At 46.5% G+C, this 20,963-nt stretch carries 22 protein-coding genes; 16 read left to right on the forward strand and 6 right to left on the reverse strand.

The features are described 5' to 3' along the window. Complete coding sequence (locus tag AUQ41_RS12165) at positions 1-801, reverse strand: metal ABC transporter ATP-binding protein (RefSeq protein WP_063088653.1); 801 nt, start codon at positions 799-801, stop codon at positions 1-3. Positions 802-856: 55 nt separating this feature from the next. Beyond that, entirely contained in the window at positions 857-1,831 is a 975-nt protein-coding gene (locus tag AUQ41_RS12170) for a metal ABC transporter solute-binding protein, Zn/Mn family (RefSeq protein ID WP_063088654.1), read from the reverse strand. 141 nt (positions 1,832-1,972) lie between these two features. Between AUQ41_RS12170 and mntR the strand changes: the two genes are divergently transcribed. Then, positions 1,973-2,401, forward strand: a complete 429-nt coding sequence (gene mntR / locus AUQ41_RS12175; protein ID WP_063088655.1) for a manganese-binding transcriptional regulator MntR — start codon at positions 1,973-1,975, stop codon at positions 2,399-2,401. A gap of 3 nt (positions 2,402-2,404) precedes the next feature. Here mntR and AUQ41_RS12180 read toward each other — a convergent pair whose 3' ends face one another. From AUQ41_RS12180 to galE, 4 genes are read right to left on the reverse strand one after another with little or no spacing between them, the layout of a single operon-like run. After that, complete coding sequence (locus AUQ41_RS12180) at positions 2,405-3,217, reverse strand: glycosyltransferase family 2 protein (protein WP_063088656.1); 813 nt, start codon at positions 3,215-3,217, stop codon at positions 2,405-2,407. Continuing rightward, a complete protein-coding gene (locus AUQ41_RS12185) occupies positions 3,207-4,379 on the reverse strand; it encodes a glycosyltransferase family 4 protein (RefSeq protein ID WP_143588664.1) in 1,173 nt (390 codons plus the stop codon). The genes AUQ41_RS12180 and AUQ41_RS12185 overlap by 11 nt, the downstream gene beginning before the upstream one ends. Next, a complete protein-coding gene (locus tag AUQ41_RS12190; RefSeq protein WP_063088658.1) occupies positions 4,352-5,038 on the reverse strand; it encodes a bifunctional 2-polyprenyl-6-hydroxyphenol methylase/3-demethylubiquinol 3-O-methyltransferase UbiG in 687 nt (228 codons plus the stop codon). The genes AUQ41_RS12185 and AUQ41_RS12190 overlap by 28 nt, the downstream gene beginning before the upstream one ends. Before the next feature lie 31 nt (positions 5,039-5,069). Further along, complete coding sequence (galE, locus tag AUQ41_RS12195; protein ID WP_063088659.1) at positions 5,070-6,059, reverse strand: UDP-glucose 4-epimerase GalE; 990 nt, start codon at positions 6,057-6,059, stop codon at positions 5,070-5,072. A gap of 151 nt (positions 6,060-6,210) precedes the next feature. Between galE and AUQ41_RS12200 the strand changes: the two genes are divergently transcribed. From AUQ41_RS12200 to hisH, 15 genes are all read left to right on the forward strand, one after another. Next, positions 6,211-7,143 carry a hypothetical protein gene (locus AUQ41_RS12200; RefSeq protein WP_063088660.1) on the forward strand — a complete coding sequence of 311 codons (933 nt, stop codon included), beginning with the start codon at positions 6,211-6,213 and terminating at the stop codon, positions 7,141-7,143. A gap of 35 nt (positions 7,144-7,178) precedes the next feature. Next, positions 7,179-8,195 carry an NAD-dependent 4,6-dehydratase LegB gene (locus AUQ41_RS12205; RefSeq protein ID WP_063088661.1) on the forward strand — a complete coding sequence of 339 codons (1,017 nt, stop codon included), beginning with the start codon at positions 7,179-7,181 and terminating at the stop codon, positions 8,193-8,195. After that, positions 8,192-9,364 (forward strand): LegC family aminotransferase, encoded by a 1,173-nt coding sequence (locus AUQ41_RS12210; RefSeq protein ID WP_063088662.1) that lies wholly within the window; start codon positions 8,192-8,194, stop codon positions 9,362-9,364. The genes AUQ41_RS12205 and AUQ41_RS12210 overlap by 4 nt, the downstream gene beginning before the upstream one ends. 119 nt (positions 9,365-9,483) lie before the next feature. Continuing rightward, the gene (locus AUQ41_RS12215; protein WP_063088663.1) at positions 9,484-10,833 is read left to right on the forward strand and encodes an NAD(P)/FAD-dependent oxidoreductase; all 1,350 of its coding nucleotides are present in this window, start codon (positions 9,484-9,486) and stop codon (positions 10,831-10,833) included. Positions 10,834-10,857: 24 nt separating this feature from the next. Continuing rightward, positions 10,858-11,553 carry a class I SAM-dependent methyltransferase gene (locus AUQ41_RS12220; RefSeq protein ID WP_063088664.1) on the forward strand — a complete coding sequence of 232 codons (696 nt, stop codon included), beginning with the start codon at positions 10,858-10,860 and terminating at the stop codon, positions 11,551-11,553. Further along, a complete protein-coding gene (gene neuC, locus AUQ41_RS12225) occupies positions 11,550-12,734 on the forward strand; it encodes a UDP-N-acetylglucosamine 2-epimerase (RefSeq protein ID WP_063088665.1) in 1,185 nt (394 codons plus the stop codon). The genes AUQ41_RS12220 and neuC overlap by 4 nt, the downstream gene beginning before the upstream one ends. After that, positions 12,724-13,779 carry a GNAT family N-acetyltransferase gene (locus AUQ41_RS12230; RefSeq protein ID WP_063088666.1) on the forward strand — a complete coding sequence of 352 codons (1,056 nt, stop codon included), beginning with the start codon at positions 12,724-12,726 and terminating at the stop codon, positions 13,777-13,779. Before neuC ends, AUQ41_RS12230 begins: the two co-directional genes overlap by 11 nt. A gap of 23 nt (positions 13,780-13,802) precedes the next feature. Further along, positions 13,803-14,858: an N-acetylneuraminate synthase family protein gene (locus tag AUQ41_RS12235; RefSeq protein WP_063088667.1), complete on the forward strand. Its 1,056-nt coding sequence runs from the start codon at positions 13,803-13,805 to the stop codon at positions 14,856-14,858. A gap of 13 nt (positions 14,859-14,871) precedes the next feature. Next, positions 14,872-15,930 carry a Gfo/Idh/MocA family protein gene (locus tag AUQ41_RS12240; protein ID WP_063088668.1) on the forward strand — a complete coding sequence of 353 codons (1,059 nt, stop codon included), beginning with the start codon at positions 14,872-14,874 and terminating at the stop codon, positions 15,928-15,930. Then, positions 15,920-16,648, forward strand: coding sequence for a cytidylyltransferase domain-containing protein (locus AUQ41_RS12245; protein WP_063088669.1), 729 nt, complete (start codon positions 15,920-15,922; stop codon positions 16,646-16,648). The genes AUQ41_RS12240 and AUQ41_RS12245 overlap by 11 nt, the downstream gene beginning before the upstream one ends. After that, complete coding sequence (locus AUQ41_RS12250; protein WP_063088670.1) at positions 16,638-17,408, forward strand: SDR family oxidoreductase; 771 nt, start codon at positions 16,638-16,640, stop codon at positions 17,406-17,408. Before AUQ41_RS12245 ends, AUQ41_RS12250 begins: the two co-directional genes overlap by 11 nt. Further along, a complete protein-coding gene (locus tag AUQ41_RS12255; RefSeq protein WP_063088671.1) occupies positions 17,402-18,148 on the forward strand; it encodes a bifunctional 2-polyprenyl-6-hydroxyphenol methylase/3-demethylubiquinol 3-O-methyltransferase UbiG in 747 nt (248 codons plus the stop codon). Before AUQ41_RS12250 ends, AUQ41_RS12255 begins: the two co-directional genes overlap by 7 nt. Positions 18,149-18,211: 63 nt before the next feature. Next, positions 18,212-19,507, forward strand: a complete 1,296-nt coding sequence (locus tag AUQ41_RS12260) for an N-acetyl sugar amidotransferase (RefSeq protein WP_063088672.1) — start codon at positions 18,212-18,214, stop codon at positions 19,505-19,507. A gap of 20 nt (positions 19,508-19,527) precedes the next feature. Further along, positions 19,528-20,304: an imidazole glycerol phosphate synthase subunit HisF gene (hisF, locus tag AUQ41_RS12265; RefSeq protein ID WP_063088673.1), complete on the forward strand. Its 777-nt coding sequence runs from the start codon at positions 19,528-19,530 to the stop codon at positions 20,302-20,304. After that, positions 20,304-20,957, forward strand: a complete 654-nt coding sequence (gene hisH, locus AUQ41_RS12270; RefSeq protein WP_063088674.1) for an imidazole glycerol phosphate synthase subunit HisH — start codon at positions 20,304-20,306, stop codon at positions 20,955-20,957. Before hisF ends, hisH begins: the two co-directional genes overlap by 1 nt. The last annotated feature ends 6 nt before the right edge of the window (positions 20,958-20,963 follow it).

A 20,963-nucleotide genomic window follows, 5' to 3' on the forward strand; every position in this document is an offset into this window, starting at 1 on the left:
TTACGCCAGATGCAATTCATCGATATGGGTGGCGGCAAGTCGACCACCATAAGTTTCCTGAAGGTTCTCGGCGGTGAAGGTCGTCTCGACCGGGCCTTCGGCAATGCGCCGGACATTAATCAGAAGAACCCGGTCAAAATACTCGGCCACGGTCGAAAGATCATGATGCACGCAAACCACTGTGCGGCCCTCGGATTTAAGTTCCTTCAGCACCGAAACAATGGCGCGCTCCGTCGCGGCATCGACGCCAGCAAACGGCTCATCAAGCAAATAGAACTCGGCATTCTGCGCCAAGGCGCGCGCCAGAAACACGCGCTGTTGCTGTCCGCCAGAAAGTTGGCCGATCTGGCGGTCGGCGAAATCGGCCATGCCCACGCGTTTGAGGCACTCCATTGCCTGTTCCCGATGGCGTGCCCGCCACAGGCGAAACAGCCCGACCGATCCATAAAGCCCCATCAGGACGACATCGATCACACGCGCCGGAAAATCCCAATCAACACTGGCGCGTTGCGGTACATAGGCCACACGATCACGGGCATCTTCAAACAGCTTGCCAAAAATACGCACTTCGCCGGAAAGGCGCGGGACCACACCAAGCGCGCCCTTGAGGAAGGTCGACTTGCCGGCGCCATTCGGGCCGATGATCGCGGTCATGGAGCCCGCCGGGATCGAGGCATCAACGGAAAAAACAGCCGGCTTATTGCCATAAGATACCGTCAGTCCGCGCACGGTCAGCGGCGCGTCCTTGGATGCGACGTCCAGTATCTTGCCTGATTCTGCAACCAGTTTGGCGCTGCTCATGGTGTTTGTCCTGCTTCGTTTTGCGTCATGCCATCGCGATTAATATGTGAAGCGGTTATGACCCGGCCGCAAGCTTGCCCTGAAAACCGCCTTCGGGGGCATCGCCGCCAAGGGCGCGGGTGATCAATGTCGCATTGTGATCAATCATGCCGATATAGGTGCCTTCATAGGTGCCGGGCTCACCCATCGCATCGGAATATAGCGTACCACCAATCGTAACGTCCTGGCCACGGGCAGAAGCCCCTTCAATCAGGGCACGCACATTGCGTTCCGGCACGGAGCTTTCGACAAAGACGGCTGATATCTTGCGCTCGACAATGGTGTCGACCAATTCCTCGACCCGGCGAAGGCCTGCCTCGGATTCTGTTGAGATACCCTGAATGCCCAATACGTCGAAATCATAGCCACGCCCGAAATAGCTAAACGCGTCATGGGCAGTCAACAGCACGCGGCTTTGCTTTGGCACGGTGGCGGTGACGGATGTCATATAGTCGACCAGTTTTTCGATCTCGGCCACATGGGTGTCTGCATTGGCGTTATAGGTTGCCTCGCCATCGGGATCGGTCGCAATCAGGGCATCGCGCACGGCATAAACCACGGTTTCCCATAGTTTCGGATCCATCCAGACATGCGGATCAAACCGGCCTTCATAGTCGGCATGGCTCAGAAGCTTCTCGCGTGCCACGGCTTCGCCGACGGCAACCACGTTGCGGCGTTTGCCAAGATCAAGGAAGAACTCTTCAAGCTGCGCCTCAAGATAAAGGCCATGCCACAAAACAAGATCGGCACGCGCCAGCGCGGCAATATCGCTTCGCGTCTGACGATAGGAATGCGGATCCACACCCGGGCCCATGAGTGCTGTGACCTCGGCCCGATCACCGGCGACCTGACGCGCGGCATCGGCAATCATCGATGTGGTCGCAACGACATTCAGCGGCTTCGCATGGGCAGCGCCCGCGCTAACAAATAGCGCAAAGGCAAGTGCAACAAGATAACGAGCGACGGGTCGGGCAGTGGGGGAAAACGACATCAGGGCATCCGAAAGCTAATTGGAATTACTCTGGTAAATGTCCCCTATTTATGTGCGGACTTTTAAAGTTAGTCAAGGCTAAATTGCTATTTGCCAACTTACTTGTTATGAAGATTTCAGGAGTCTGGATTGGAGAGTTTAATGGGCGACGACACAAGCCTTAACCCGCGTCACAACAAGGCCGAAGTTTTTGCGCGCCTGCGCGACGCGCACGCCCGCGAAGTGACCGAAGACTACGTGGAAATGATCGGCGACCTGATCGCCGAAGAAGGCGAGGCGCGCTCAGTCGCCCTGGCAGAGCGCTTTGGCGTAACGGCTGCCACGGTGAATAACACCATCAAACGGCTCGAGCGCGACGGCTACGTCACCTCACGCCCCTACCGCTCGATCTTCCTGACAGAAAAAGGCGAGACGCTTGCCAAAAAATGTCGCGAACGCCACCAGATCGTCTATAACTTCCTGGTCTCCATTGGTGTCGACCCCGAAGTCGCAGAGTTCGATGCCGAGGGCATCGAGCATCATGTGAGTGAGGAGACGTTGGCTGTGTTCGCTGCAGTGGTGAAGGTGTGATGGTTAGGGCTCAGCATGCCTTCCTGTGAGCTTTTTTTTAAACCTTTTGAGGGTTAAGGCTGTTGTCTGAGGTATTGAGCCAACGGCAAGCTGTCGAATTAAGATGCAGATACAGCGCGGCAGATTTACTTTTCCGCTCCTTCGACGAGCATTGAAACTGTCAATGCACTGACGAAAATGCTTCTTCGAGCTAATTGAGTTGGGGTGAATGTGTCTTTCGATAAGTGCTTCTGGACACATGGAAATCATATACTTTGAAGCAATTCTCATCCATAGATCTGCATCCTGACTTGTTTTGAAATCCTCATTGTAGCCGCCGACGGCTCTCAATGCGTCGGTCCTGACCATTGCTGATGAATGGGGAAAAGGTGTTTGCAAATATACAATAGATTTAAGTTCTTCATCTGAGTAGAAGCCCCATTCAGATGATGCGCCAAGGCTGTCGTAGTGGTCTTCGGAATTACTTCCGACAAGCGCAATTGAGGGGTTGTTTTGAAAAAGAAAAAGCTGCCTCTCCAGCCTTTGTGGCTTAGATAGATCATCAGCATCTTGACGTGCAATGTATTTGCCGTTTGCTATATTTATTCCATTATTAAGAGATTTTGTTAGCCCCAAGTTTTTTTGCTCGAATAAATTAATACGACTATCTGCTTTAGCAAATCTATTTAAAATATCAGATGTTTCATCTGTTGATCCATCATTTATTATGATGAACTCAAAGTTTTTAAATGTTTGATTAAGTATGCTTTCAACAGAACTTGCTACGGTACTGCTTCCGTTGAAAACAGACATGAGCACTGTTACTTCAGGTTTCATCGTATTTCTTTTCTGCTAAACTAGATAAAATTCTTTCTTCTTCATTTGCGAAACTTGTTAAGCTGTGGTGCTCTAAAATATAGGACCTTGCTTTTTTCCCAATAGACATTCGGAAGTTCTTCGAAGCTGCAAGACTGTCTATTGCCCTCCTCAGTCCTTCTTCCGATGGAGGGCATAGGACGCCGGTTTCATTGTGGCGTATTAGTGAATTGATACCGGGGCTATCTGTAGCTGCAATTGCCAGTCCTGCCGACATTGATTCTATCAGAACCTTAGGGTTCCCTTCGAACAGTGACGGCAGGGCAAATATTTCGAATTCTGCCATAAATTTCGAAAGTACATCGTTGGGTAGGCGGCCATGAAAAATTGCCGAAACCGATACTTTTTCTGCCAGTTCCTCAAGTTCATGTCTTTGTTCGCCGTCGCCGACTAAGTGCAGAATGTAGTCACTATTGGCCAAGCTTTTAATAAGTGTAGTAAGGTTCTTCTGAGAGTTGAAGCGTCCAACGTAGAGGATTTCTAAAGCGGATCGTTTTTTGAGGCTTGGACGAAAGTGTTCAGTGTCTACCCAATTGCTTCTAATGTATATTTCCTGCGTGTGAATTGAAAAGTGTGTTTTGGCAAAGTCCAAATCTTCTTTCGTTGCCAGAAAGACAGCATCTGCATTTCGATAACAGAGCCCGGTCATCAATTTGGTGAAAATCTGCCTTGGCTTGGGTTGGTTTTGATGTATCGAGAATGCATATGGTTCATAGCCGCCGCGTACAACTAGGGGCCGTCCCCATACCCACCGAGCAAGAACTGCGTTCCATCCTCCCCAAATTTGGTTCGTTTTTAAAACGCTGCAGTTCTTTATCAGTTTTCTGGCCTTGAAGATGAGGAATGGAGACAAAACTAAGCGGATTATGGGGTTGCTAGGTCGCCACTTCTTGAAAAGGGGAACGACCTTGATCGGCGATATTTTTTTTGCCAGTTCAAGGTCATTGTTCGTCCCGTAGGTCAGAAACGTTACGTCCCAACCATTTTTAATCAATCTTCGGTAAAGTTCGACCTCACGTGCAAAGAGGCCTGTCTCAAGCCATGTTTGCAGGGATACGTCAAACGTAAAAAAAAGAACTAGTCGTTTTGCCTGTTTCATTTTTTCTTGTTCAAAATGATCCAAAATGCTCTCGGAACAAAATTGATATACAGATCAAAATGAACGCGCCGAATAATGTTCTTTAGGAGGGTATCTCTTCTCGGAAAAAACACCTTTTCGACTTCGTAACCGTATTTATCGGCATTTTGTTCAAAAAAATCGTATGCCTCGTCAAACGAGAAAAACCACTTATGTCGGTCACACGGCTTTGACAAGGGTATGCCATAGTACTTTGAGCGCCGGCCAAAGCGGTGCTTGTCGTCTCCCTCTTTAAGGTAGTCTTGGCCCTTTATGATGTTGAACATGTATTCATGAAGTGGGTTCGGTAAGGAAATTATAATTCTGTCGGTCGTGATTCTGTTGATCTCAGAGAACACAGCGTGGAAAGTCTCAATGTGTTCCAGAACATCTAGGCAAACGGCTAAACCGAATTGATTGTCTTTAAGTGGAAGCGGCAAATCTCTCTCAAGATTAACCTTGAGGTCAACATCACCATTGATATCAATGTCAAAAACATCGAAATCTTTTGCAAAATTTTGCAGAAACCTCTCGCCCCCACTTCCTACATTAACGACAGATTTATTTGTTGAGCCTTCAAGTAGGCTATAAACAAACTTATTCCTCTCTTCCCGCGAGTTGTAGGAAGGATTGATTGAATAGTCGATTTTGTTCTTCAAAGACATTTTGTTCTCATTCGTGAAAACTGAAAAAAGACTAACTTTGCTCGGTTAATAGACGTTTTTCCCAATCCAGCGCCGTTTTTACAATAAATGTGATGTTGTCAAACTTCGGCACCCATTTAAGTGTGCTTTTGATATGGGAAGAATTTGCTACCAGAGCGGGTGGATCCCCCGGTCGGCGCTCTGCATTTTCGATGGTGAAGGGCCTCTCCGGAGCAGCTTTCTGAATTGCATCGAGGATTTCAAGCACTGAGAAGCCATGGCCATATCCACAATTGAATGTATTGTTCTGTTTGGTTTTCGTAAGATGATTGAGTGCCAAAATGTGCGCTTCGGCCAAATCTGAAACATGAATGAAATCTCTTACGCAGGTTCCGTCTCTCGTGTCGTAATCTGTCCCAAATACCTTCATGGATGGTCGTATGCCCAAAAGTGTTTGAGTCGCAACCTTGATAAGGTGTGTAGCTTGAGGCGTCGATTGTCCTGTTCTGCCCATTGGGTCGGCCCCTGCCACATTAAAATACCTTAGATTTATGTGCCTGAAGTCGTGAGCGTTCGATACGTCTCTCAAGATTCTCTCGACCATAAGTTTAGACATTCCATAAGGGTTGGTCGGCTGCGTGGGGGTTTTCTCGTCAATTGAAGGCTTCTCTGGATCGCCATAAACCGCTGCAGTTGAGGAGAAGACGAAATTTTTGACATTATGCCTGATGCATGCTTCAACAAGGTTGATTGTGTTGATGGTGTTGTGTTCGTAGTACTTAAGCGGGTTGCTTACTGATTCCGGAACGACGATAGACCCGGCAAAGTGCATAACTGCCTCAGGTTTAACAGCGGCAAACAACTCAAACAGTTTTTGTTTGTTGCCGATGTCTGCTTGGAAGAAGGTCACATCTTCAGGTATGAGGTGTCGGTAGCCCGTTGATAGGTCATCTACGACCACCGGTTCGTGTTCGTGATCTAGGAGCATCCAAACAACATGTGAGCCGATATATCCGGCACCACCAGTCACAAGAACCCGCATATAAACTTCCTTAAAATCTATTTCTGGCTTTCTAACATCTGTTTGTTTTCAAATCATGTGTTTTAATCTCAAAACTTGAGCTAGAACTCAACGGAAGTGGCGTTTAATTTTTTTTGGCGTTTTTGATCGTGATGAATCTGAAAGACGAAGAATGAAAATCCTGTTCGAGCGATCTGCCGGTTCCTACTTGCCCGAGGTCACTGCTTATAGGCGATATCTGGATCAATTTGATGGTGTCGAGACGTTTGAAGCCTGCTCTAGCTGTAAATGCTTGGGGGCTGCATATGATGTTCTTTGGAAATTCCCAGGCCTATTGCCGAGACGAGATCATATTTTCACGGTTCACGAATACAACTCGCTCTCTACAGCCCCTTTTGCAAAGATTAAAAATTTAGCAAAAAAAGTAGCAAACGCTCGACCAGATTATCGGGTTTTTCTGAATAAAAGGGTTAGATCCGGTTTTAAGTTCAAGGATGAAGTGCCAGCTTCTATAAGAGATATGGGAGTGGACAAATCTTTCTTTCTGGCTGCAGAAACCGCCAGAAATGTGAAAAAGGAATACCATTTAGTTTACATGGGAAGTCTGACAAAAAGTCGTGGCGTGCACGAGTTTGTCAAAAGTCTGGTTTGTCGCGGCATCAATTTAAAAATCCTGTTGGTAGGTGAGCCGGAAAGAGGCGTTTTTGACGAGTTTCGTGGCAACAAAGATATCGTTTTTACTGGTCGTGTTGATCAGTCTGTCCTGCCAGATTTGGCTTTATCGGCGATTGCAGGGCTAAATTTTATACCTGATGTGTACCCATATAATATTCAAACTTCCACCAAGTTGATTGAATATTGCGCCCTAGGGATCGGTGTGGTTAGTTCTCACTATTCATGGGTAGATGAGTTTGTCCGTGAACGAGATGGAAGATTTTTTTGGCTAAATCGTGGGGGTAAGGTGACTAGTGCCTCAATGCTAGAAAAGTTTGATTTTCGGACTCCTAGTGTAAATGACCTTGAGTGGAACGCCGTAATAGAGCGTTCTGGTGTATTCGAGAATGTTTTCTCTGCAGTCGGATTTTCTCCTTTAAGACGTATTTAGTATGGCCAGGCGCCGCAAAATTGGTTCGAAGCGACATGAAACTGAGCAATAAGAAAATTCTGGTGACAGGTGCTGATGGGTTTATTGGTTCACATTTGGTGGAAGCTTTGGTTCGCAGTGGACATGACGTCCGTGCGTTTGCCATGTACAATTCAATCGGCGCTTGGGGATGGCTGGACAATTGTGAGAATGAGATAACATCGAGAATCGAAGTCGTCCTTGGAGATATTCGAGATGCGGGTAGCGTACGCGACGCAGTTAAGGGATGTGATGTGGTCTTACATCTTGCTGCGCTAATAGCTATACCCTATTCGTATTCTGCGCCTGCGAGCTACGTGGATACCAATGTTCATGGCACACTGAATGTTCTGCAGGCAGCAAGAGACTTTGGTGTCGATCGCGTCGTTTGTACGTCGACCTCAGAGGTTTACGGGACAGCCAAATTCGTGCCGATTACCGAAGAGCACCCCCTTCAAGGGCAATCGCCGTATTCTGCTTCCAAGATCGGTGCTGACATGATTGCATTGTCATTTCACGCATCATTTGATCTTCCTGTAACTTTGCTGAGGCCATTTAACACCTTTGGTCCCCGGCAATCTGCAAGAGCTGTGATTCCGGCAATCGTCTCACAGGTTGCAAGTGGGGCTAAAGAAGTCAAACTCGGTTCATTGGCCCCGACCCGTGATTTTACATATGTAACGGATACGGCAAAAGGCTTCGTTTTGGCAGCTGCTTGCGATGATTTAATCGGCTCTGTGACAAATATTGGTACTGGATACGAAATATCTATTGGTGAGTTAGCGGGGGCTATTATTGAGTTGATGGGGCGTTCGGAAGAGGTGCAGGTCGTCTGCGATGAGCAGAGACTTAGACCTGAAAAAAGCGAAGTTGACCGACTCTGTGCTGGAGTTTTGAAAGCGGAAAAGTACATGGACTGGAATCCCGAGTTTTCAGGAGCCACTGGTCTCAGGAAGGGGCTCCTGAAAACCATTGAGTGGTTTAGCAATCCCAAAAACCTGTCCCTCTACAAGACCGATAGATACGTTATATGAGTAATAGCGAAATCTTGGCTTTGGAAATCAAGGCAAGAATAGAGAGTGTAATCGGTCAGATAGATGACCCAGTTCCGCTTCACAGGCCGTCGTTTGAAGGTAAAGAGTGGGACTATGTCAAAGATTGTCTTGATTCAGGTTGGGTATCTTCTGTCGGTACGTACGTAGATCGTTTCGAGCAGGAGTTGGCCGCTTACTGCGGTGTTAAACGTGCGATCAGCGTTGTTAACGGAACTTCTGCGCTTCAAGTGTGCCTAATACTCGCTGGCGTCAGGTCTGGCGACGAGGTGCTGGTTCCCGCCCTCAGTTTTATTGCCTCTGCCAACGCAGTATCCTATCTGGGTGCTGTGCCGCACTTTGTTGACAGCGATCTTGATTCACTTGGAATAGACGTTCGGGCGCTTGAAGGCTATCTCTCTAAAATTGCAGAGATTACGGAAGATGGATGTTTTAACCGCAACACTGGGCGAAGGATTGCGGCGTTGATGCCAATGCATACCTTTGGTCATCCATGTGATATGGATGGATTGGCCATCATTAGTGAAAAATGGGGCATTCCTATTGTTGAAGATGCTGCTGAAGCACTTGGAAGTAAGTACAAAGACAATCATGTTGGCTGTTTTGGGGTGGCCGCAGCTCTCTCATTCAATGGAAATAAAATAATTACTACTGGGGGCGGGGGAGCGATCCTTACCAACGATGAAAGACTAGCCGACAAAGCCAAGCATTTGACGACAACCGCAAAGATCCCTCATAAATGGGAATTTGACCATGATCAAGTTGGCTATAACTACCGTATGCCGAATATAAATGCCGCTCTTGGATGTGCTCAATTGGAGATGATGCCTGATTTCTTGCGGCGTAAAAGAGCTTTGGCTCGCCGATATGCAGAAGCATTTTCCGATATGGAAGGGTGTACGTTTTTTTCTGAATCTTCTGACAGGGAAAGCAATTATTGGATTAATGCGTTAATCTTAGATAATCATGGCGAGGTGGAGCTCGATGAAATTTTGAGTTTTTTAAATAAAAGCAATATTATGGCGAGGAAGGTATGGAAAATTTTAAGTAATGTCGGCTGTTATCAGGAAATGCCGTCGATGAAAAATAGAAACGCTAAAATATTGTCGAATTCTATTATTAACATACCATCTAGCCAGTGCTTGTTTTAATTGTAGGAATGTAAATTTCTTTTCTTTTTGATTTTTTTGATTGAGGTGGTATTTGTCCTGCGTGTCGCGTGTAAGTGTCGCGAATGACATTTCAGGTATTGCCGTAGAGGTTGGTGGTTATGACTAAGACTTATGTCGTTGCTGGGGCTGGGTTTAAGGGCTTTTGTGATTGTCTCGAGTTGTTGAAACAACCAGATTGCAAAGTCTATATGGTTGATCCCGCTCCGTTTTTTGGCGGAGTAATTTACTCGAGTGAAGTTCATGGCTTCAATGTCGACAAAGGTGTTCATGTTTTCGACTCTATCCCCGTTGATCTAGCTGACGTGATTACGGAGATAATGGGTGGGGCTGTAAAGGAAATTGATTTTGTTTCCGAGAGTGCATTTAATGGCAAAGTTACCCAAGGTTATTCCCTGCCAGATTTGTCCTCAATGGATGACTGCAATATCAAAGATGCAATAACAGCTGAGCTTGTAAAGCTCGCTAGTGAAGACCATTCCAATGACCACTTTAGGACTCTGAGAGAGCTTTTTGACGGGAGATATGGGAAAACCGCTGGGAGTATTTTTTCGAAGATCTTTGAAAATATTTACCACGTCGAACCAAACGAGCTTGAAGCAAAGGCTTTGTCTCAGACATCTATGGGGCGTATGAAGCATCTTTCCGACGAGGAGATGCTCGTGCTGAAAAGCCATTCTTGGCTCGATACCGTACTAGCCGCAAGGCGCAAAAGTCTCAAGGTGAAGGTTGACGACTTCGTCTCAATTTATCCTGATACTGGCGAAGCAATGCGTGGTTGGTGCGAGCGCACTACGCAGTGGCTTCAGAAAAAGGGTGTGGAGCTATGTCTCGGTGAATCGGTCGTTAAGATCACAGAGAACTCTGGGAAAGCGGTTGTTAAAACAACCAAGCGCGAGATTTGTGCTGATAAAGTTATTTGGGCAAACGACAATGTGAAAGCTCTTAGCTCTGCAATGGGTTTTGAATGCGATCTGTCGGATTATCAACATCGGACCTCACTGGTGCTTATGACGATGATCACTGAAGCCGACAAGATCAAGGATTTTACCTACCTACAGAACTTTGACCCAGAAGCTGTAAACTATCGCATCGCGTCGGCGGGCATCTTTAGTGGTCAAGTCAAAGAGGATGGTACTTCGTTTATTACCTGCGAATGCCCGGTTGAGTTAAATAGTGAAGATTGGAACAACGCAGAAGCTCTTGCTGGACGTGCATGGCGGGAATGCAAGCATCTCGGTATTGTAAGTCAGGATGCAACACTCGTACATCTTGACATTGCCAAGATTCCTGTCGCATTCAAGCTGCCGAAATTGGGTTATTCCGAGCAATTGGATAAATTCAGGGACGACGTTTCTCTTCGTTCCAAGAATGTTCTGTTCCGGGATGTGACCCCATTTTACCGGCGGGAAATCTATCTTGACTCTCTAGAGATCGGTAGCCTCCTCTAGTCACAGGCCTTAAGGTATCGCTCCATGATTGCAGAATACACTCAGCATTGGGACCATAAGTTCCGAACGCGAAGTTGGGGGCGATACCCTCCAGAGGATCTTGTTAGGTTTTTTGGGAGGAGTTTTCGTTCTGCGGATAAGGCTAAGATACGTGTGTTGGAGGTTGGCTGCGGTACTGGGGCCAACCTTTGGTTCTTGCACCGTGAGGGCTTTGCTGTTGCAGGAATTGATGGTTCCTCTCATGGCGTTGAGCTTGCGCATAAGCGATTAAAGCAGGAAAATGCAGAGATCAACTCTGCGGAGCCAGATTTAAAGGCCGGAGATTTTTCTGTATTGCCGTGGGAGGATGGTAGTTTTGATGTTGTCATAGACATCTTTGCTATTTATGCGAATCTCAGAAAAGTGATAAATAGTACTGTTTCTGAAGTTTACAGGGTAATGAAACCCGGTGCTCTCTTTTACTCCAAGCTTTGGGGGGTCAACTGTGAGGGCGTTGGCACAGGCGTTTTGATCGAGCCCAAGACCTTTGACAAGATTGGAGTAGGCCCTTGTAAAGATATGGGCGTTTCTCATTTCTTTGATATGGAGGAGATCGAAAACGTCTTCGGCGATTTTGAAATGATCGCAATAGACCGACATATTCGTAGCGATTCTCTGGCAAATATCAGCGCTATAGAAGAATATCATTGTGTTTTTAAGAAGCCAGACTTCGCCGTATGAAACGTCTTCATTTTGTAACTCTAAGTCGTTCGGATTACGCTTCAACCAAGCCAATTATTCAGGCCGCTATAGAGGACGCAGATCTTGAGGTTGAAGTTACAGTAGGCGGAAGTCACCTCCTGAGCCGTTTTGGCAATACAGTTAAAGTCGTTCAAGACGACGGAATCAAAATCGACTATCTAGCTCGGTTCATGGAAGAGACCGACGATACAGATGATACTATGGCAGCTGCTTACTCTCGCGCCGTATTTAGCTTTTTCGACATTTTTAGCGAGAGTCGTCCTGACTGTGTTTTCATTGTTGGAGACCGCTGGGAAATGCAAGCTGTCGCCACGGTAGCATCTCTAATGCGAATACCGATAGCGCATCATTCTGGTGGGGATATCACAGAAGGCTCAGCTGATAACCAAACCCGCTACTTGCTAACAAACTTGGCGCATTTGCATTTTACTGCATTGCCAGAGCACGCTAAGCGGTTGATGGCGGTCGGCGAGGAAAGCTGGCGAATTCGGACTGTTGGAGAGCCAGCGTTAAGTCAGATAGAGCGGCAAAGTTCGAGTAAAGAAGAATTTTACAGCTTGGTAAACTTGCCTGTAGGTTCAGACTTCGTTCTGGCAACGTTTCATCCTACCACATACGATCCAATGTCATTCGAAAATCAGATTAAGCTATTTTTGGCCGCCTTGGATCTGGTACGCGGCAATGTTGTATTGACTGCGCCTAACCCAGACCCCGGGAGTGGAAGATTTTACAGGGGCTTAGTTGATTACTGTCGCAAAAGTAATGGTCGAGTTCGTCTCTACGAACATTTGGGAGCTGATAACTACTACGCAGCAATGAGTTATGCTCGATACATGATTGGAAATTCATCAAGTGGTTTGTGGGAAGCACCGAGTTTCCAACTGCCTGTAATTAATATTGGCTCTCGTCAGAATGGGCGTGTTCGATCCGAAAATGTTGTGGATGCGGATTTGGAAGTCTCGTCTATACAGAATGCAATCAAGTTAGTTTCAAGCCAGGCGTTTCGAGACAATATGAAATACGTCAAAAACCCGTATGTTAGGTCGCGCGGTATTGCCGAAATGCTGGAAGTTCTAAAGGCTCAAAGAGACATGAATAAACTGCTGTCAAAAAAGTTTGTTGATCCACTGTCTTTTCAAAGACCCGAATATGAAATCTAACTTGATAAGCGTTGATAGCCCTGAGAAATGGGGCGACGTTCTTAAACATTTTCCGGTTGTAGATGTCTGCTCCACACCTGAGTATCACCGGTTATATGACACTCGCTCGGCTGGGGGGAAGTCCTATATCTGGCACATCAATGATGGTGAAAAATGTTTTGCTTATCCCTTTGTCTTGACGCCTGTCACTTTGTCTAGCGAGAGCACAAAGATTGAGACCAAATTCTTCGATATATCAAGCACGTATGGATATGGTGGTCCGCTGAGCAATACTGCTGATAAGGACTTTATTCGTAACGCTTGGCAAGCCTTCGATGAATGGGCCAGTGCAACGAAAGTCGTCGCCGAATTCACACGCTTCAGCGTTTTTACACGCTCTCACGAGTTGGCTCATCCCGATTGCAAGGTTGCATTCAATAGACGAGTTGCGGTTTCCGCGTTGCCAGATAAATCGGATGATATCCTGATGTCTTTGCCGTCTAAAACACGCAACATGATTAGAAAAGCGCTAAAAATTGGCTTTGAGGCTAAGGAGCTTGAATTAGAGAGGGGCCTTCGGGATTTTCGTACCCTCTATGAGGAGACTATGAAACGCAATAATGCGCCTAGCTTCTTCCTGTACGATGACGCGTATTACGATTTGCTAAGTGACTTTCCAGAGGGTGCGGTACGGTTGTTCGGAGTTTTTGCCGGCGCCGACATGGTTTCTTCTGCAATTGCTCTGACATATAAGAACAACGCGTTGTACCACTTGGGTGCCAGTTTGTCTGATTATTCACGTCTTGGTGCCGGCAATCTTGGTCTTTACACAATGACCTGTGCTCTGCGAGAAAGTGGGGTAAGATTCCTCAATGTAGGCGGAGGTCGGACAACCGCAGACCATGATGCCTTGTTGCGGTTCAAGAAAAGCAATGCTTTTGCTGTTGATGATTATCGCATTGGGCAAAGAGTTTTGTTGCAGCAAGATTATGATGCACTTGTTGATCAGTGGATGGATATGACTGGCCAGGTTCAAAAGCCGACGCGGCTGATTTTTTACAGATAAGATAACAAGGTCTAGAGGACTTAATGAACTTCGAAGCAGCAGAATTCGACTTCTCGAAAGCCGGTGAATGTAAAATCATTGGAGAGATTGGTGTCAACCACAACAGAGATATCGACCTCCTGTTCAAATTGATTGATGCGGGGATCGAGGCTGGTGTCGATATCATCAAGCTTCAGCGCTTTTCCTCTAAGGATGAGTTATCTGAATTTGCGTCATCAACTGACTACCAACGAAAAGCCGGTCAGGGTGAGAGCCAACTTCAGATGGCTCAGAAGTTGGAGCTTCCCGACGAGTGGATCGTAAAGGCGCACGCCTATTGTAATGAGAGAAATATAGGTTTTCTCTGTGCTGCATTCGATCACGGAAGTGTTGATTTCATTGCGGATACGTTGGGTTGCAAAAGTATTAAGGTTCCGTCTCCGGAACTTAATAACAAGCCCTTGCTACAACACATGGCTGAGAAGTTTGATGCCCTTCTGATATCGACAGGTGCAAGCTATTTGTCGGAGTGCTGTCAGGCACTGGAGTGGGTAGAACAAGTGGCATCTCGAGAAATTGCATTCATGCACTGCGTCTCAGAATACCCGGCACCTCTCAATGAACTTAATCTGAGCGCGATGGCTACCTTGCGTAGCGCCTTGAATGTTCCTGTGGGTTATTCGGATCATTCCGATGGCATTGTTGCTTCAATTGCAGCTGCCAGCTTGGGGGCGGCCATGATCGAAAAGCACTATACGTTGGACAAGTCTCTGCCTGGACCTGATCACAAAGCTTCTAGTGATATTGCAGAGCTAAAGATTTTAGTTGAGGCTGTCAAAGGGGCTGTGAAGAGCGTTGGTGATGGGATCAAGCGTCCTATGTCGTGTGAAAGCTCAAACAGGCCTCTCATCAGAAAAACGTTGACAGTAAATGCACCTCTTTTGCTGAAAGGTACCGTATTAACCAAGGATATGATTGGCATTAAACGACCAGCAACAACCGGAGCCGTTGTCCCGAGCGATATCGATAAAGTCGTGGGACTGCGTCTGACAAAAGACAAGGCTTACGATGAACCAATAAAATGGACCGACTTCCAATAAAGGTTTGACAGAAATGCAAAAAAAAAAAATTCTTCTCATAAGCTTAGGAAGCATCGGCCGGAGACATCTAAAAAATACCCGTGAGCTGCTTCCAAATGCAGAAATTGCTGTCTTTCGTCAATATACTAAAAATGACGGTGTTGTTCCTGTCGGCGCTGACATATTGCTCGGCTCTATTGGTGATGCAATCTCATTTGCGCCAGACGCTGTTATAATTTCTTCGCCCGCGACTGAGCATGTTAGATATAGCCTTCCGTTTATAGAACGCGGTATTCCGGTTTTCCTTGAGAAACCCCTGTCTCATACTTCGGATCATATTGATGAATTTGCGACTATTGTAACGGAGTCGAATGCATTTTTGATGATCGGTTACGTCTTACGGTTTTTACCAATCCTACATGAGGTAAGAAGTCTCATGGCCGCCGGTACTTTAGGGCGGGTCCTTACTGCGCATGTAGAGGTGGGGCAGTATCTTCCTGATTGGAGACCTGAAACAGACTACCGTCTTGGTGTGAGTGCCCAAAAATCACTCGGCGGAGGTTGCCTCCTTGAGTTAAGTCACGAACTCGACTACGCAACTTGGTTGTTTGGATTGCCAGATAGCGTGATATGCAGTGCCTCAAAGCTTAGTGATCTCGATATAGATGTAGAGGACTCTGCTCAAGTCTTTCTTGAGTACGGCCCACAAAACGGGTCAAAAACTGTTCACGTCCAGCTAGATTTCTTACAGCGTACGGCAAACATGTTTCTTCAAATCGTCGGTACAGAGGCAACATTACAAGCGGATCTCATAAATGAAAACCTAGTGTTGAAAACACCTAGTAATCCGAATGGCACGGCTGTAGATGCTACAAGACTTGAAAATGGCAATGAACTTTATTTGAGGCAGTTCGACTACTTTTTCAGCCGGTCGCTAAAGGCATACCAAGATCGATTTGAAGAGACGGCCAGCTTCAAGGATGCTGTTGATGTGAGGCATGCCGCGAACGTTATGAGGTTAATTGATCTTGCCAAAGCGTCCAATGCCAAAGGGAAACGTCTGCACTTCCCAGGGGAACAGGATGTCAAATAGATCACTCTTGACAGGAATGATTTTTGCCAGAGGGGGATCTAAAGGTGTTCCTCGGAAAAATGTTCGTCTGGTAAAAGGTAAGCCATTAATCGCACATTCAATTGAATGTGCTTTGTCAGCAAGTTGCATAGGGCAGGTGGTAGTTTCTACTGATGATGAGGAAATAGCCGAAGTTTCAGAAAAATTTGGTGCACGTGTTTTGATGCGCCCTGCCAGCTTGGCTGCAGATGCCACGCCAGAAATTTTAGCTTGGCGTCATGCGATTGAACAAATGCCCGAAATATTTAGTCAAGATAAACAGGATGTTCTGGTTTCACTTCCTGCCACTAGTCCACTTAGAGCGCCAAGTGATATTGATGCGGCAGTAAAACGTCATTCTGAAGGCGATTGCGACGTCGTTTTTGCCATATCACCATCGTTGCGAAGCCCTTATCTAAATATGGTCACCATCAATGAGGATCGGTTGATCAACGTGGTGATTTCAGAAGGCAGCAGTTATCGTAGGCAAGATGTTCCTTGTGTGTATGACATAACAACATCTGTGTACGTTGCTAACACTGATTACGTTATGTCGTGTGATAGGCTTGTTGATGGTAAGGTTGGCGCTATTGTGGTTCCTCAAGAAAGAGCTCTGGATATCGACACGGAATATGATCTGTATTTGGCTGATATCATATTAAGAACACCTTATCGAGGACCTCAATTCCATGACAAATAGAATCGCTCTTATTACCGGCGGAGCAGGACATATTGGTCAGGCTGTAGCACGTAAGCTGGCGGGCAATAAAGTTGATGTAGTCTTGCTGGACAAGGATAGGGAACAAGCGGCGCGCGCATGTTCTTCGATCACCGAAGAGTATCAAGTAAACGCTGATTTCATACCTTGCGATTTATCAAGCCCAGACGCCTTTTCTCAGGTGTGTGAAACTGTTTCGCAGCAGTTTGGCCGCATGGATTTTCTAGTGAATAATGCGGCGTTCTACGATGATACTCCAGGATGGGGAGTTCCATTCGAAGAGGAGGGCTATGAGGCTTGGGAGAAAGTAATGAAGGTCAATTTATTGGCCCCATTTTTTCTAGCGCAAAGCCTAAGCTCACTTCTTCGAAAGTCAGAATCCGGTGCAATAGTGAATGTAAGTTCGATTTATGGCTTGGTAGGGCCTGATCATCGTATTTACGAAGGTCTTAACATGACCAATCCAGCCGCGTATGCGGCGTCAAAAGGAGGATTAATTCAGCTCAGTCGTTGGCTCAGCACGGTGTTGGCACCGGATGTTCGAGTTAATACTGTGACGCCAGGTGGAATAGAAAGGGGACAGGACGAGCAATTCGTTTCTAGGTATGAATATAAGACACCTTTGGGGCGAATGGCTACAAACGAAGATATCGCCGGCGCTGTTGCATTCTTGCTATCTAATGATGCTGCTTATGTTACGGGGCAAAACCTAATCGTAGATGGTGGTTGGACAGCATGGTAGACAGCGCGGAAACGAGAAGTGAAACGACGTTGCAGGCTTATGATGCTATAGCTCCGATGTATGAGAATTACTCAATGAGTAGATCAGCATACCTCGCGGCTATCGAAAACCTCGTTATTGAGCGTTTGTCGCCTGAAGATCGACTGCTTGACATAGGAGCCGGGGATGGCCGGCGAACCGCTCGCATAGTCCAGAAGGCTGGTATAACAGACTATCTTGCTGTCGAACCAAGCCAAGAGATGGCAAAAATTTGTCGCCAGAATCTGGCGGGAGATGTTCGAGAAGTATTGGCAGAGAAGATTGACGAATTGCACATTGGTCAATTCAGTGTGGCCTTGACGTTGTGGAATGTGTTGGGACATGTGAGAAACTCGGATGCGCGCCTAACTGCTTTGAAATGTATTGCCGATAAGTTGATTGATGGCGGCATACTAATGCTCGATGTAAATAACCGACATAATGCAACTGCTTATGGTGCTTTTACCGTTGCCAAACGTGTTTTGATCGACTCATTCATCTTTGATGAAAAGCGAGGCGATGCAAATTACGACTGGAATATTGAAGGAAAGATATTTAAGTCATCTGGACACTTGTTTGTAGCACAAGAGCTGGAGACGTTGGTTCGAAAAGCTGGCTTCAAACTTCGTGACCGCTATAGCGTTGACTATCAAGACGGTCATGTTTTCAGGTCGCCTTTCAAGGGGCAACTTTTTTATGTATTAGAGAAATCTGCTGTTTAGGCGAATGGCATTAAACTTCGCTCTGATTGCCGTCGATATCATGATTTTAAAAGGACCAATTTTATGAGCAAATTTTCAAAATATGAGACAGATGCTCCAAACGAAGCATATTACGGTCTCCCGCATAACGTCGAATTCTGCAGAACCTGCGTGATATCGAACCAGCGGCCTAATTCCACGATCGAGCAAAAGCACACAAAAGAAACAAAGAAGAAGGTTATTGCTTTTTCTGAAGGTGTTTGCGACGCATGCAAAACTAAGGATTGGAAAGATACAGTTAATTGGGACGATCGGGAGCAAGAGCTTATAGAGCTCTGTGACAAGTATCGCTCCAAAGATGGTTCTTATGATTGTCTTGTACCAGGGTCTGGCGGCAAAGACAGTTTTATGCAGGCCCATCTTCTTAAGTACAAGTATGGAATGAATCCGCTAACCGTAACTTGGGCCCCACACATTTACACAGACTGGGGATGGAGAAACTTCCAGAAATGGATTCATGCCGGCTTCGATAATATCCTTGTCACACCGAATGGTCGTGTTCATCGTCTTCTGACACGACTGGCATTTGATCGTTTGCTGCATCCTTTCCAGCCATTTATTGTAGGGCAGCGCCACTTGGCAGCTAAAATGGCTGCTTTGCACAATATCCAACTGATTTTCTACGGCGAAAGTGGTAGTGAGTATGGTAATCCCTCCGAGGAGAATGAGAGTGCGAAACGCGATTTTGCCGAGTACGAATACTTTACCACTTCTGATGACCACGACGTTTATCTTGGCGGTACATCATTTCATGACCTGAAATCTACGTTTGGTCTTCGTCAGCACGATCTAGAGCCTTATCTGCCGATTGATCCAAAGGTTGTAGAAAAGCAAGGGATTGAGGTGCATTATCTCGGCTACTACGTCAAGTGGCATCCTCAGGCCGCTTATTATTATGCAGTAGAGCATGGTGGATTTGAAGCTGCGCCCGAGAGAACTCCCGGAACTTATTCAAAATATAACTCCATCGACGATAAGATGGATGATCTGCATTACTATACCACATTTGTAAAATTCGGTATTGGACGTGCAACCTACGATGCGTCCCAAGAAGTTCGATCCGGTGACATTGAGCGTGACGAAGGAATCGCATTGGTAAAGAAATTTGATGGCGAATATCCGGTTCGTTTCGAGCAAGAGTTATTTGACTACATGTCAATAACGGAGAAGGAATTTGGTTCCGCCATCTGCGCCCAGTTCGAAGACCCAATAATGTCCAAAGATAGTTTTGATCGTAAGGTGGATGAGTTTCGCTCTCCGCATCTTTGGAAATACGAGAACGGTTCGTGGTTGCTTCGGCACAAAATATTTTCGAACTAAATTTTACGGGTTCTTCACTGATGTCGCGTGTACGCTTGATAGCCAGATTGGATGTAAAGGCCCCCAACTTGATTAAGGGCATCCACTTGGAGGGGTTGCGGAAAATCGGCGATCCCAACGATTTTGCAAAACGCTATTACGAACAAGGAATCGACGAGATTATCTATATGGATATCGTAGCGTCCTTGTACGAGAGAAACAGCCTTCTCGATATTGTCTCACGAACAACGAAAGATGTATTTGTACCGATCACTGTAGGTGGGGGAATTCGCAGTCTAGAGGATGTTCGGCAAGCATTGCAGGCCGGTGCGGACAAAGTTGCCGTCAACACGGCTGCCGTGAAAAGGCCTGATTTATTGAAGGAGATCTCTCGTACTTTCGGTTCCCAGTGTGTTGTTTTGTCAATTGAGGCCAAGCGACGCCCTAATGGTGAAGGATGGGAAGCTTTTACCGACAATGGACGCGAGCACACCGGTTTGGATGTTGTCGATTGGGCGAAACGTGCGTGTCAAATGGGCGTAGGAGAGATCCTCCTAACGTCGGTTGATAACGAAGGAACACGAAAAGGTTTTGATATAGATCTGACCCAGACCGTTGCTGACGCTGTGCCCGTTCCAGTTATCGCTTCTGGTGGTATGGGAAATTTGAGTCACTTGGTTGATGTTGTGACAAAGGGACATGCTGATGCTGTTTCGATGGCAGATGTTTTGCACTACGAGCGTTACTCTTTGAGTGAGATTCGCGATGCAGCAATTTCAAGCCAAATTGATATCAGACCGTTGGGAAAAACTCATTAATGATTGCAAAAAACCGAGTAGGAATTGTGAACTATGGAGTAGGCAATCTGATGAGCGTGAAGCGGGCCGTAGAGCATTGCGGTGCTGAAGTCGCTTTGGTTGATACCCCAGAAGGTATGGATAAAGTCGAAAGGCTTATTTTGCCGGGTGTAGGTGCGTTCGGGGACTGCATGCTTGCACTTGATGAAAGTGGTTTACGAACCGCCTTGATGAATTATGTGGCTGAAAGCCGTCCTTTACTTGGTATTTGTGTTGGTATGCAGATGCTTTTCGATGTTGGGGAGGAGTTTGGCGAGCATAAGGGGCTCGGTTTGGTCTCTGGTAGGGTTGTTGCAATTCTACCCGAACACATTAATGGTCGTGTTCAGAAAATTCCCCATATTGGGTGGGCGGAGCTTGAGCTTCCTGCTGGTCACAAATGTGGTTCGTGGGCTAACACCCCTCTAAGTCAACTCAATGCTGGTGACTGCGCATATTTTGTTCATTCCTTTACAGCAATTCCTGACGACTCCAGACACCTGATTGCATCAAGTTACTATGGTAATTCTATGATCAGTGCTGCAATAAAAAAGGACAACATCGTCGGTGTCCAGTTCCACCCAGAAAAGAGTGGGGCAACAGGATTAAAAATTCTAAGTAGCTTCATTTCTTAACGCATC

This window comes from Thalassospira sp. MCCC 1A02898, assembly GCF_001618185.1.
GTDB classification, from domain to species: domain Bacteria; phylum Pseudomonadota; class Alphaproteobacteria; order Rhodospirillales; family Thalassospiraceae; genus Thalassospira; species Thalassospira tepidiphila.